Annotated in this window: 13 protein-coding genes; all 13 read right to left on the reverse strand. The window is 70.7% G+C overall.

Annotation, left to right across the window (positions count from 1 at the left end; all coding sequences use genetic code 11):
- Window positions 1-29: 29 nt before the first annotated feature.
- The 13 genes from OWM54_RS05810 to OWM54_RS05870 all read right to left on the reverse strand — a co-directional run bounded on the left by OWM54_RS05810 (window position 30) and on the right by OWM54_RS05870 (window position 12,370).
- Window positions 30-311 carry an EscU/YscU/HrcU family type III secretion system export apparatus switch protein gene (locus OWM54_RS05810; protein WP_141323021.1) on the reverse strand — a complete coding sequence of 94 codons (282 nt, stop codon included), beginning with the start codon at window positions 309-311 and terminating at the stop codon, window positions 30-32.
- 46 nt (window positions 312-357) lie between these two features.
- The gene (gene sctU / locus OWM54_RS05815; protein WP_267696851.1) at window positions 358-1,440 is read right to left on the reverse strand and encodes a type III secretion system export apparatus subunit SctU; all 1,083 of its coding nucleotides are present in this window, start codon (window positions 1,438-1,440) and stop codon (window positions 358-360) included.
- Window positions 1,441-1,462: 22 nt separating this feature from the next.
- A complete protein-coding gene (locus tag OWM54_RS05820) occupies window positions 1,463-2,281 on the reverse strand; it encodes a flagellar biosynthetic protein FliR (protein WP_046712712.1) in 819 nt (272 codons plus the stop codon).
- Window positions 2,278-2,541 (reverse strand): flagellar biosynthesis protein FliQ, encoded by a 264-nt coding sequence (fliQ, locus tag OWM54_RS05825; RefSeq protein WP_223746596.1) that lies wholly within the window; start codon window positions 2,539-2,541, stop codon window positions 2,278-2,280. Before fliQ ends, OWM54_RS05820 begins: the two co-directional genes overlap by 4 nt.
- A 13-nt stretch (window positions 2,542-2,554) precedes the next feature.
- Window positions 2,555-3,382: a type III secretion system export apparatus subunit SctR gene (sctR, locus tag OWM54_RS05830; protein WP_223746595.1), complete on the reverse strand. Its 828-nt coding sequence runs from the start codon at window positions 3,380-3,382 to the stop codon at window positions 2,555-2,557.
- Window positions 3,383-3,395: 13 nt separating this feature from the next.
- On the reverse strand, window positions 3,396-4,049 hold the full coding sequence (locus tag OWM54_RS05835; protein WP_267696852.1) for a FliO/MopB family protein: 654 nt from the start codon (window positions 4,047-4,049) through the stop codon (window positions 3,396-3,398).
- An 86-nt stretch (window positions 4,050-4,135) separates the two neighbouring features.
- Entirely contained in the window at window positions 4,136-5,560 is a 1,425-nt protein-coding gene (gene sctQ, locus OWM54_RS05840) for a type III secretion system cytoplasmic ring protein SctQ (protein ID WP_267696853.1), read from the reverse strand.
- Window positions 5,557-6,453, reverse strand: coding sequence for a flagellar hook-length control protein FliK (locus OWM54_RS05845; RefSeq protein ID WP_267696854.1), 897 nt, complete (start codon window positions 6,451-6,453; stop codon window positions 5,557-5,559). Before OWM54_RS05845 ends, sctQ begins: the two co-directional genes overlap by 4 nt.
- A 33-nt stretch (window positions 6,454-6,486) precedes the next feature.
- Window positions 6,487-6,975 carry a flagellar assembly protein FliH gene (locus tag OWM54_RS05850; RefSeq protein ID WP_046712706.1) on the reverse strand — a complete coding sequence of 163 codons (489 nt, stop codon included), beginning with the start codon at window positions 6,973-6,975 and terminating at the stop codon, window positions 6,487-6,489.
- Between the two features lie 86 nt (window positions 6,976-7,061).
- Entirely contained in the window at window positions 7,062-8,375 is a 1,314-nt protein-coding gene (gene sctN, locus OWM54_RS05855; RefSeq protein ID WP_141323014.1) for a type III secretion system ATPase SctN, read from the reverse strand.
- Window positions 8,376-8,400: 25 nt separating this feature from the next.
- Complete coding sequence (locus tag OWM54_RS05860; RefSeq protein WP_141323013.1) at window positions 8,401-9,075, reverse strand: FliH/SctL family protein; 675 nt, start codon at window positions 9,073-9,075, stop codon at window positions 8,401-8,403.
- A gap of 24 nt (window positions 9,076-9,099) precedes the next feature.
- On the reverse strand, window positions 9,100-11,478 hold the full coding sequence (locus OWM54_RS05865; RefSeq protein WP_267696855.1) for a hypothetical protein: 2,379 nt from the start codon (window positions 11,476-11,478) through the stop codon (window positions 9,100-9,102).
- Between the two features lie 76 nt (window positions 11,479-11,554).
- Window positions 11,555-12,370, reverse strand: a complete 816-nt coding sequence (locus OWM54_RS05870) for a type III secretion protein (protein ID WP_141333049.1) — start codon at window positions 12,368-12,370, stop codon at window positions 11,555-11,557.
- Between the last annotated feature and the right edge of the window lie 24 nt (window positions 12,371-12,394).

Raw genomic sequence — 12,394 nt, forward strand, 5'->3', positions numbered from 1 at the left:
ACAGGGGGGGGCCGTCCAGCCCCCCTCGCCTACCTGCCGCCCGAGGCGGCCTGTTCCCGCTGGAGCTCGTAGATGAAGTTGAGGACCTCGGCCACCGCGTCGTACAGCTCCTCGGGCACCTCCTGGCCCACGTCCACCCGGTACAGCGCGTTGGCCAGGGGGATGTTGCGCATCACGGGGATGCCGTGCTCCTTGGCGATGGCGCGAATCTTCTCCGCCTTGAGCCGCAGGCCCTTGGCCACCACGCGCGGAGCGCCGTCCTTCTCCTTGTCGTACTTCAGCGCGATGGCGATTTCGGCGTCGTCACTCATGGGCAGCTCCGCGAAGTCCTGGCGATTGTAGCCCCACCCCACCCCGTCATGCGCGGGCCGCGGGGGCCTGGGGGGCGCCGTTCTTCAGCTCGTAGACGAAGTTGAGGACCTCGGCGACCGCGTCGTACAGCTCCTCCGGGACCTCGTGGCCCACCTCCACCCGCAGGAGCGCGTGCGCCAGCCGCACGTTGCGCAGCGTGGGGACCTCCTGCTCGCGGGCGATGCCCTTGATGCGCTCGGCCTTGTGGTCCACGCCCTTGGCGAGCACGCGGGGGGCGCCGTCCTTCTCCCGGTCGTACTTGAGGGCGACGGCCACGTGGTCGGGGTTGGTGACGATGACGTCCGCGTCCCGCACGGCCTCCATCTGCTGGCCCTCCATGATCTCCTGGTGGAACTCCTTGCGCTTGGCCTTGTGATGCGGGTCGCCCTCGCTCTCCTTGTACTCCTTCTTCACATCGTCCTTGGACATCATCATGTCCTTCATGAAGGACTTGCGCTGCCACCAGACGTCGAAGATGGCGAAGATGACGAAGAGCAGCGCCACGCGCGCGGCCACGCGTGTCACCAGCTCCCCCATGATGACCATGATGGTGTGCGTGTCCTGGCGCACCGTCTCCAGCACCATGGGCATCGCGTCGCGCACCACGCCGTAGACGACGTAGGCGGTGACGGAAATCTTGATGAGGTTCTTGAGCAGCTCCACCAGCGACTTCTTGCTGAACATGTTCTTCAACCCGGCCAGCGGGTTGAGCTTGTCCAGCTTGGGCATCAGCGGGTCCATGGTGAACAGGGAGCCCACCTGCAGGAACTCCATCAGCCCGCCAATCACCGCGCCTCCCAGGAGCACCGGCAGCGTCACCAGCAGCAGCGCCCGCACGCCCAGGTAGAGCAGTTGGCCCGTCGCGTCGGCCAGGTCTCCGCCCCGCGCCACGTGGTCGAAGCTGAAGAGGAAGAGACTGGAGATCTCCTTCTCGAGGTTGTCCCAGGTCGCCTTCACGGCGGCCAGGCCCACCACGAGCACCGCCACGCCGCTCAGGTCCTTGCTCTTCCAGACCTGCCCCTTCTTGCGAGAGTCGTCGAGCTTCTTCTGCGACGGCTCCTCTGTCTTGTCTCCACTATCGTCCGACATGGGCGCGAGGTTCCCGTGGGCGCTAGGCCAGCAGCCGAAGGGCGTCGTGGAGCACCTTCAGCATGTGGGCCAGCTCGTCCTGGATGCGGCCGATCAACGTCCCCAACACCAGGAAGGTGATGAGCACGCCGACGAGCGGCTTGATGGCCATGGAGATGAAGAACACCTGGATCTGCGGCGCCACGCGGTTGATGGCGCCCAGCGCCACGTCGGTGAGGAACGCGGCCAGCGTGGCGGGGGCCGCCAGGGCCAGGCTGACGCGCAGCATGTCCGCGAAGACGCGGATGAGCACGTCGAAGAAGGTCCACGAGCCCTGGCTGAAGCGCGGGAAGCCATCCAGCGGCACCGTGGTGAGGCTGTCCGCCAGGGCACGGATGACCAGGTGGTGGCCGTCCAGGGTGAGGAAGAGCACCACGGACAGCTGCACCTTCAGGTTGGAGAAGAGCGAGACCTGCTGCCCCAGCTGCGGCACGTAGAGCTGGGCGTTGTTGCTGCCGGACATGGTGTCCGCGAGCGTGCCGGCGATGCGCGCGGCCTCGAACACGCCGTTGACGACGAAGGCCATGGAGAAGCCGATGAAGATCTCCTTGGCCATCAGCGCGATGTACGGCAGCGCGCTCAGGGGGATGGTCGTCACCGAGTGCGCGATGGACGGATACAGGACGATGGCCAGCGTCAGGCCGATGCCCATCTTCATCTCCGTGGGCACCACCTCGCCGCCCAGGAACGGACTGAAGATGAGCACGGGCATCACCCGGCACATGAGCAGGGCGACCGTGAAGATGGCGGCGGAGAAGTTGGTCCGGGCAGCCAGCTCGGACACGAGTTCCGCGGCGTTCATTTGATGAGGGCGGGGAACCGGTCGAAGACGTGGAACGTGAAGCGCACCAGCTGGCCGCCGATCCACGGGCCCGTCATGGCGAGCACCCCGAAGACGATGATGACCTTGGGGGCGAAGGTGAGCGTCTGCTCCTGGATCTGCGTGGTCGCCTGGAACAGGGAGATCATGAAGCCCACCAACAGGCTCATCAACACCGGCGGGGCCGAGACCACGAGCACCAGGAACAGCGCTTCCTGGGTGATGAACGTGAGCTGGTTCATGGGTGCCTTCCTCTTACAGGTAGCCGACGACCAGGCCCTTGGCGATGAGGTACCAGCCGTCCACGAGCACGAACAGGAGCAGCTTGAAGGGCATGGAGATGGTGGTCGGCGACAGCATGTGCATGCCGAGCGCCAGCAGGATGTTGGCCACCACCATGTCGATGACGATGAACGGGACGAAGAGCAGGAAGCCAATCTGGAAGGCCTCCTTCAGTTCGGACACGACGAAGGCGGGGATGATGACCATGAAGTCCTCGCTCTTCACCGAGTCGCGGTCCTCACCCGTGCGCATCTTCTTGGCGAGGTTGTAGAAGAGCGAGCGGTCCTTCACGGTGACCTTCTTCATCAGCCACGCGCGCAGGGGCTCCTTGGCGCGGTCGGCGCCCTCCAGGAGCGTGCCCACCTTGGCGGAGGAGAAGTTGCCCGCGCCGCCGGTGTCCCAGATGTCCACCTCGGAGGCCCGGTACATGGAGGTGCCCACCGGGGCCATGATGTAGACGGTGAGGATGACAGCCAGGCCCGTAATCACCTGGGTGGGCGGAATCTGCTGGGTGCCCAGCGCCGAGCGGACGATGGAGAGGACGACGGAGATCTTCACGAAGCTCGTCACCATCATCAGCGCGAAGGGCACCAGGCCCATGGCGGCGAGCGCGAGGATGAGGACGAGGGGGCGCGAGGTGAAGGTGTCGGCGCTCACCGCTTCGTTGGCGACGGAGTCGGGGATGCCGCCCGGGCGCTTCTTCTGCGCGAGCGCGATGAAGGGATGCAGCGACACCACGGCCGCGAACAGCCAGGGCGCGACGCGCGGAAGACGAGGGAGGGCGGGTGTCAGGGCGTTCACGGGAAGGGGGCCATCAGGCGCCAGGGGGCTCGGACGACGAGCCCCCGGAGCGACGGGAAAGGAGCTTCTGGAGGAAAGGGCTGAGGGGAACCACGTTCGTCTGCGGGCGCTGTGCCCGGATGCGCTCGACGGCTTCCGCATCCAGCTTCGACAGCAACTGCAGGCCCGCCTCGCCGCCGCCCACCAACAGGTATTCGTCCGCGGCCTTCACCACGAAGAGCGCGCGCTTGGGGTCCAGGGGGAGCCGCTCCACCACGGAGACCACCGTCTGCCGCCCCGTCGAGGTGGACTGCAGGCCCATCAGCCGGCGAAGGCCCACGTTCAACGTCAGGTAGATGGACGCCACCACCGCGCCCAGGACCATCAGGGTGCGCACGAGCATCCAGCCCATGCTCTCCGGCTCCGCCTCCGCAGCCGCGGCGGCGTCGATGGACGGGTCCTCCCAGACGGGGGGCGAGGCAGGAGAAGGCGCGGCAGGAGAAGGCGCGGCCGGGGCGCCCTGCCCTGCCTGTGGCGGCGCCACGGCGTCCACGACCGCGGCCCCAGTGGGCGCGGCGGGAACGGGCGAGGGGCTCGCCGCGGGCGCCTGCGCCCACACGGACGCGGGCGCGAGCAGCAGCGTGACGCCCAGGGTCAGGCGCGGGAGGGGGTTGCGGAGGACTGCCATGGCTGGGGCGAGGCTAGTTCAAAGGCCGGAGGACCGCCACGGGCCCCGTCTGGCAGCCCGCTTGCTTCCAGTCCTCGCGAAGGTGCTCAGCTCGCCAACGTGGTGACGCGGACGCCGAGCTGGCCTTCCATCTCCACCAGCTCACCGCGGGCCACCACCTTGCCGTTGATGGACAGCTCCACCGGCTCGCCGGGGCCCCGGCTCAGCTCGATGACCTGACCGGCCCGCATGCCCACCACCTGCTCGGCGGTGACCGGGATGCGCGCCAGCTCCACGGCGATCTGCAGCGGCACGTCGCCCAGCAGGTCGCTTCCGTCCGGCTTGTTCACGTCGTCCAAGGGCGCCCCTTCGAGCTCCGGAGGAACGTCCAGCTCCGGGTTGGTGAAATCCTCTTCCTCGTCCCGCCCCCCACCCTCCTCGGTGGCCGAGCGCGGGTTCCCCGACTCCCCGGGGATGATGCGGGTGATGCGCGCCTGGTAGCGCCCGTCCTCGACGAAGACCTCGGCCTCGGCGTGCCCCGAGCGCCCCGCGCCCAGCCGCAGCTGCGCCGTGCCCGGCTCGCCCCGGTCCGGCCGCGCCGACAGCACGTCCACCAGGACCACGTCCTTGACGCGCAGGCTCGCCAGGTCCTGGCCGGTCAGCTCCGCCGTGCCAATCTCCGCCCGCAGCCACCCGCGCACCGCCGACAGCCGGCCCGCGTTCGCCGCCAGGTCCGCCTTGACGCGGGCGCGCCGCTGGGCGCTCTCCACCGCGGGCTCGGCCGCCTCCAGCACCGCCGCCGGCACCACCAGCCGCACCATGCCGCCGTGCGGTCCCAGCGTGGCGTTCAGGTGCACCGTCAACATCGGCCCGTCGTCCCCCAGGCGCGCGGACACCTCGTCCACGCCCCGGGCGACCCCGTCCAGCCTCGGGCGAGGCACGCCGGCCTGGAGCGCGGGCACCAGCACCCGCAGCGCCTCCAGGATGACGTAGCCCATCACGCCCTCCTCGATGTCCGTCAGGGGCCTCAAGCCCACCGTCTCGCCCGCGCCGCCCAACAGCAGGTCCACCGCCGTGTGCGCCAGCGCCAGCTCCACCTCGAGCACCGCCCGCCCCGGCAGCGCCCCGGGCGCCAGCACCGCGAGGAACGTCGGGTCCCCCAGGAAGCGGCGCAGCTCCGCCATGGGCCGCACCTGCACGGACTCCAGCGACAGGCCGACCTCCGCGTCGAAGAGCCCCTTGAGCCGGGCGGACACGCCCGTCAGCGTCCCCTCGTTGGGCGTCAGCCAGCGCAGCCGCTCGGCGAGCTGCCCCTGGGCGCGCGACACCTTCTCCAGCCCCTTGAACGTGAAGGGACGCCAGGCGCTCCGCGCGACCTTCTCCGGCCGCTCGACCTTCTCGGGACGCGGCTCCGCATTCTCCGGCGCGCCGGCCTTCTCGGGAGGAGGACGGACGGGCTTGAGGTTGCGCAGGTCCACGAGCATCGTGCGCTCGTGCACGCCCGGAGACTCGTCCTCCGGCTCCACGCTCATGTCTTCGCCTCGAAGCGGACCGTCTCGAGCTTCAGGCCCCGGCCCCCGAGCGCGGTGCGAAGCCCGTCGCTCTGCTCCTCGAGCATCTTCAGCACGTCACGGTTGGTGCCGCTGAAGGTGGCGGAGATCTTCCCGTTGCGCGCGCTGACCTTGATGGACAGGCCGTTGAGCACGTCCCCGCGCAGATCAATCTGGAACTCGGCCAGACCCGCGGCGTTCGTCCCCACGCGCACGCGGTCGACGATCTTCTGCGCGATTTCGCTCGCCATGGCGCGCAGCCGCTCGGAGCCCGCGGTGTCCTTGGGCTTGGCCACCGGCACCGGCGCCATCAGCGCGGGGTTGAAGCGGAAGCCCGCCCCCATCTCCGTGCCACCGCCGCCCTTCTTGTCCTCCTTGCCACCGCCGCCGCTGCCCTTGCCGCCCGCGTCCGCGTCCGCGCGGATGGCCGCGCCGCGCTCGGAGCTGACCTGCCCCAGGGCCGAGTCGGCCTTGTCCAGGTCCTTCTCCCGCCCCTCGGAGGTGCGCTGGGTCTCCTTGGCGTCCGAGGCGCGCGAGCCGGAGCGGGCCTCCGAGGTGTTCGTGTCCGCCCGACGCTGCGTCTGGGCCAGCGTGGAGGCGGGGTTGCCGCCCATCTGGGGCGGCTGCTGGAGGGCCTCGCCGAAGGTCTTCCCCTGCTGGGTCGCCTTGGCCAGCACCTGACGGGCCAGGCCTCCCGGCGTCTGCGGCGTCTGGGTGGGGGCCGTCGCCTGGGGCTGCGCCTGCGGGTGCATCAGCTTCTGGAAGGCGGACGTGCCCTCCTGGCGCTTCTTGGCCTGGCCCTCGGCGAGCTTCTTCTCCTGCATGATGCGCTCGGCCAGGCGCGCTGCTTCACGGTCGTCGTCGACACGGCTCATGACATCTTTCCCGAGGGATGGGGTGGCGGCAGGTTACTTGCGCTGCCGAGCCAGGAACAAGGCGTTGCCAATCTCCTCCTGGCTCAACTCCTCGCGCTGCTGGCGCTCATGCTTCACCTGCTTCTGCCAGGTCTCCTTGTGCTTCTCGATGGCCTTGAGCTCCTTGGCCGCCTCGGCCATCTCCCGGCGCCGCTGCTCGACCAGGCGCTCGGCCACCTTCACCGCCTCACGCTGACGCTCGACCTCCAGCGCCACCTGCGCCTCCTCGTCCTTCAGGCGCTCCTCGAAGCGGCCCATCATGTTCATGCCGTTGATGCCGGCACCCTTGGCCATGATCTCCTTGAGGTAGGCGGCGACCTTCTCCTTGCGCTCGCGCTTGCGTCGCTCCAGCTCGTCCATCAGACGCTGGAGCTCCACCTTCTCGCGCTCCAGGGCCTTGATGGCGTCGGAGAAGGCCTGCTCGGCCTCCTCCTTGGCCCGGGTCCGCATGTCCAGCAGGGTCTGCAACCGGTACGGGGGCATGGTGTCCCCATCCTACCCCGGTTTCCCGGAGGTGCACCCCCGTCCAGTGGACCAGGGGGCCCCAAGCCCACCCTCCTGGGTGGACCTCACTCGTCGAACAGCCCCACCAGCTGGCCCACCGTGTCCTCGAAGTCCGAGTTCGAGTGGGTGTCCTGCTTGAGGAAGTCGATGATGGAGTCGTACTTGTCGATGGCGTAGTCCGTGCGGGGGTCCGTGCCGTACTGGTAGGCCCCCAGCAGGATGAGGTCGCGCTGCTTCTCGTACGTGGAGAGCGTCTCGCGCAGCTTGCCCGCGGCCTTCTTGTGCTCCTTGGAGACGATGCCGCTCATCACGCGGCTGAGGCTGGCGAGCACGTCCATGGCGGGCCACTGGTTTCGCTCGCCCAGGGCGCGGTTGAGGATGAAGTGGCCGTCGAGAATACCGCGGACCTCGTCCGCGATGGGCTCCTCCATGTCACCGCCGGCCACCAGGCACGTGTAGATGGCGGTGCACTTGCCCTTCTGCGAGTTGCCCGTGCGCTCCAGGATGCGCGGCAGCATGGAGAACACGCTCGGCGGATAGCCCTGACGCGCCGGGGGCTCGCCCACCGCGAGGCCAATCTCACGCTGGGCTCGCGCCAGACGCGTCACCGTGTCGAGCATGAAGAGCACGTTGCCGCCGCGCTCGCGGAAGTACTCGGCGATGGCCGTGGCCACGTAGGCGGCGCGCAGACGCACCAGGCTGGGCTGGTCGGACGTGGCGCACACGAGCACGGAGCGCTTCATGCCCTCCTCGCCCATGGCGTCCTCGATGAACTCGCGCACCTCGCGACCACGCTCGCCGATGAGGGCGACGACGCAGAGGTCGGCCTTGGTGTTGCGCGCGATCTGCCCCATCAACGTCGACTTGCCGACGCCGGAGCCGGCGAAGAGGCCCACGCGCTGGCCCTCGCCCACGGTGAGCAGTCCGTCGATGCAGCGCACGCCCAGGGGCAGCGGCCGCTCGATGCGCTGACGCGTGAAGGGGTCCGGACAGTCGCGGTCCACGGACCAGTCGATGAGCCCCTCGTCCGGCAGGGGGCTGCCGTCCATCGGCTCGCCGATGCCGTTGAGCACGCGGCCCAGGAGCGCCTCGCCGCACTTGATGCTCAGCGGCTTGCCGGTGGGAATCACCTCGCTGTCCGGACCGATGCCGTACAGCTCACCCAGGGGCATGAGCATGACCTCGTCGCCCTGGAAGCCGACGACCTCGGCCTTCACGGCGCCGCGCGCGCGGCTCTTGATGAGCACCAGCTCGCCCACGCGGACGTTGGGGACGCTCGCCTTGATGATGAGGCCCGTCAGCTCGGTGACGCGGCCGCGGACGCGGACCGTCTGGGCGTCCTTGATGAGGTCGAGATAACGAGAGAGGTCGATGGCCATGGACGTGGGCTCCTTCCCGTCCCGGCTACGCCGGGCCTTCCTTCGGGCCGTTCTGGTCGGGCAAGAGCACGCTCTGGAGCATCTCCAACTGCGTGGGCAGCTGCGCGTCCACCGTGCCGAACTCCGTCTGGACGATGCAGCCCACCGGGGCCACCTCGGGGTCCTCCTTGATGGCCAGGTCCACCGCGCGACCGATGAGCTCCATCAACACCGGCTTCTTCGCGCGCAGCACCGCCGCCGTCTTGGGATGAACCCGCAGCACCATGGAGCGGGCGCTGCGCAGGTTGTCGATGGCCGCCGCGCACAGCTCCAGCATCAGGTCCGGGTCCTTCTCCAGGCTCCGGCCGATGATCTTCTCCCCGACGCGCAGCCCCAGCGCGATGACGTCCTGCTCGTAGGTGGCCAGGATCTCCCCCGCCTGCATCTTCGCCCGGAGGATGATCTCCGTGGCCTGGGCGAGCCCCTCCTGACGTCCCTCCTCGCGCGTCTTCACGAGGAGCGCCTCACGCTCCCGCTGCGCCTCCGCGAGGATGCGCTCCTTCTCGCGCTGCGCCTCCTCGAGGATGCCCTGGGCGCCCTGGCGCGCCTCGAAGACCTCGGCGTTCATCACCCCCGCGCGCGGAGGCCGCAACACCGGCCGCTCCGACACGACGGACGGCTCGGCCGTCCCGTCTCCCTTGATCACCTTGCCGATCGCCATGCGCCGCTCCTTGCGGGCCGGATGCTAGCGCGTTCCGCCGCGAGGTCCACGCCCGCCCGAGCCCGAGGACGAAGAGTCGTCCGTCCCGGACGGTGAACGTGGCCTGCGCTGCACGGACGTCCCCTCCTGCCCGCCCGCGGGCGCCTGCCCCGCGGAGGTGCCAGCCCGACCGGCCAGCACCCGAGGAGGCCGCTCCGCCCCACCCTCACGGGAGGGCTCGGGGCGCACCGCCGCGATGGAGACCGACGAGCGCGAGCGGAACACGCGAGAGACCTCCTGGGCCTCGGGGGCTTCGGGACGAGGCCGCACGCGGGACCCTGCCTCGGGGGGACGCTGGATGCGCGAGCCGCCGGCCGCGGGCGCCACGCGTGAGCCATCGCTCGCGGGCGCTACCCGGGAGCCCCCAGCGGCGGGCCCCACTCGCGAGCCATCACCGGCAGGCGCCACCCGCGAGCCCCCGACGGGCCCGATACGAGAGCCATCACCCGCGGGGCCCACTCGCGAGCCATCACCGGCAGGCGCCACGCGCGAGCCCCCGGCGGGCCCGATACGAGAGCCATCACCCGCGGGCCCGACTCGCGAGCCATCACCGGCAGGCGCCACGCGCGAGCCCCCGACAGGCGCCACCCGCGAGCCCCCGGCGGCTGGCCCCACACGGGAACCATCACCGGCGGGCGCCACCCGCGAGCCATCCCCCGCGGGCGCCACCCGCGAGCCCTCGGCGTCGGGCGCCACACGGGAACGCTCTCGGGCACCGGGAGGCAGGGGCTCACCAGCGGCCGCGCTCGAGGGGCGAGGGCCTCCCAGGCGCGACGGAGGCGGTCCGATGCGAGCACGCGCCGGGGCCTCGGGCGAGCCCGCGGCAGCGCTCGACGGACGAGGACGAGCCCCACCCTGTCCCAGGCGCGACGGAGGCGGTCCGATGCGGGCACCCTCCGGATCCACCCTTCCAGGTCGAGCGGACCGGGGGTCGGCTCCGGACGGCTCCCTGCGGGCCACCGGGGCCGAGGGGTCTCGCCGGGCTTCCCGGTGGTCCCCGGTGGCCTCCGGGGAGGCCCCAGGGTCACGGCGCGGCGGAATCCGATGCATCGCCGAGCCATCCGAGGCCCCGTCCTTGGGGCGCGCGACACGCGAGCCCTCGCGGCTGGACATGGCGCCCGCGTTCCTCGCGGCGCGCTCGGCCATGAAGTCGCGACGGACGGCGGGCGCCGCGCCAGGAGGACGACGAGAGACCGTCCCACCCTGTCCGGGCGCGGCCTTGGGAGCCCCCGGAGCGGGGCGCGCGGCGGCGGGCTCGCGGGGCGGAGGACTCGCACCCTCCCGCCCCGCGGGAGGCGCGGCATCCCGCCCCGAGGACGGCGCGGCGGGACGTGCGGCAGCGGCGGCAGCGGCGGCCTTGCGCGCGCCGGGCGGAGGCGGCAGCACCGCGGACTGACGCGGCGGGGGCGGCGTGGCCAGGCGCACCGGGCGCTCGATGAGCCCGCGCGAGGCGAGCCGCTCCAGGTCCATGACGATGTCCGTGCGGCCACCATCGCCCCGCGCCGCCTGCCGGTTTCGCTCCTCGCGCAGCCACTTCGCGATGAGCCCGCCGAACTCGCCCCGGTACTTCTCCACCATGCGCGCGGCGAACTCCGCGGACTGGGCCACGCACGCGCGCACCAGGCGCTGCACGCCCGCGCTGCGGATGGAGCCCGCCGGATTCCTCAGCGCATCGTGCTGCTCCAGCTGCGCGCGAGCGTCCTCCTCGGGCAGCTTGCGCGGCGCGTTCGCCGCCACCGACTTGGAGGCGAGCAGCTTCAGGTCCGGAGGCAGCGGCTCGAACAGGGCCTCGCGCTCCGCGTCGGGAAGCCCCGCCAGCGCCGGCCCCAGCACGCGCGCGCCCAACCGGTCGCACACCGTGAACAGCTCGCGCTGCGTCAGCAGGAGCACGTCGGAGAACTTGAACCCCGCGGACTGCGAGTCGCCCGTCTCGCGCGCCAGCGCCTCCTCGAGCTTCCACCGGACGATGTCGAGCACCTGGGGCCGCACCTCGCGGGTCAGCTTCACCCGAGGCGGCGGCAGGTGGCCTCGCACGGCCTCCGCCAGGGGCGCGGGCAGCGCGCGCAGGACGATCTCCACCAGCGCCCCGCGCTCGCGCTGCAGCAGCGCCGCCAGCCGCTCCGGCTCCGCGGTCCACAGCTGCCCGCGGCGGTCCTTCACCAGCCGCTTGATCTCCTGGACCAGCGCCGGGATGCGCTTGTCGCGAGGAATCTGGAGGATCTCCTGCGCGCGGTGGCGCAGGAGCTCACCTTCCTCCGTCGGGAGGTGCTCCATCGCGCCCAGGCTCTCCTGCCCGCCGAACGTCACGGCGGTCAGCAGCAGCATGCTCTGGCGCTTGTTGAGCGAGGTGAAGAACGAGTCCAAACGTCACCTCGCGGGCCCCACCGACGCCCGCTGGGAGGAAAGAAGGCGCCCCCCTCGAAGGGGGGCGCGGAACCGGTCAGGCCTCGGGCGGGCGGACCCGGGGGCGGGGGCCACGCGCCGTGGGGGCGTTGCCGCCGCCCCCGCGCATGATGGACCACGCCGTGACGCCCATCATCCCCAGGATGAGCGCGAAGGCTCCGGCGATCATCACCTTGAACTGGCTGGCGCTGGAGGCCGTCATGCGCAGACCCAGCACGTCCTGCTGCCGGTTCTCGTCGGTCTTCTCCGCCTTGGGTCCCAGCGCGGGCGTCATCAGCACCGTCACCGCGTCCGGCTTCATCTCCGGCACCGCCGTGGCGACGAACGCCTTCACCGCGTTGACGTCGATGGGCGGCTTGCCCTCCGCGCCGGGCCGGAACTTGATGAACACCGACGCGGACGGCATCGGCTTGTTCTCCGGCTGCGTCAGGTCGTTGTTCTCCGGGACGCTCACGATCGCGCGCGCCTCCAGCACGCCGTCGATCTGGTTGAGCGCGTTGGAGACCTCGCCGCCCATCGCCTTGAGGAGCATGGCGCGCTCCTCCGTGGCGGTGGGCACCATGCTTCCCTTGGCGAAGTGGGACAGGCCCTTCTCCACCGGACGCGGAAGCGAGTTGAGCTTGAGCAGCTCCGCGGCCTCGGCGGCATCCGTCTTGGGCACGGTGATCATGAACCGGACCTCGTTGCCGCCCTCCTCCTTCTCCTTCTTCGCGTTGATGCCGTTCTTGCTGAGCAGGACGTAGATTTCGTTGGCGTCCGCCTCACTCAGCTCGTGCTGGAGCTCAATGTGACAGCCCGTCACGAGCACGAGGGCGAGGAGCGGGGCGACAAACGCTTGCGGTCGGCGAATCATGGGCACGGGGAGCTTACTAGGGCC

This window comes from Myxococcus sp. MISCRS1 (genome assembly GCF_026626605.1).
GTDB classification, from domain to species: domain Bacteria; phylum Myxococcota; class Myxococcia; order Myxococcales; family Myxococcaceae; genus Myxococcus; species Myxococcus fulvus.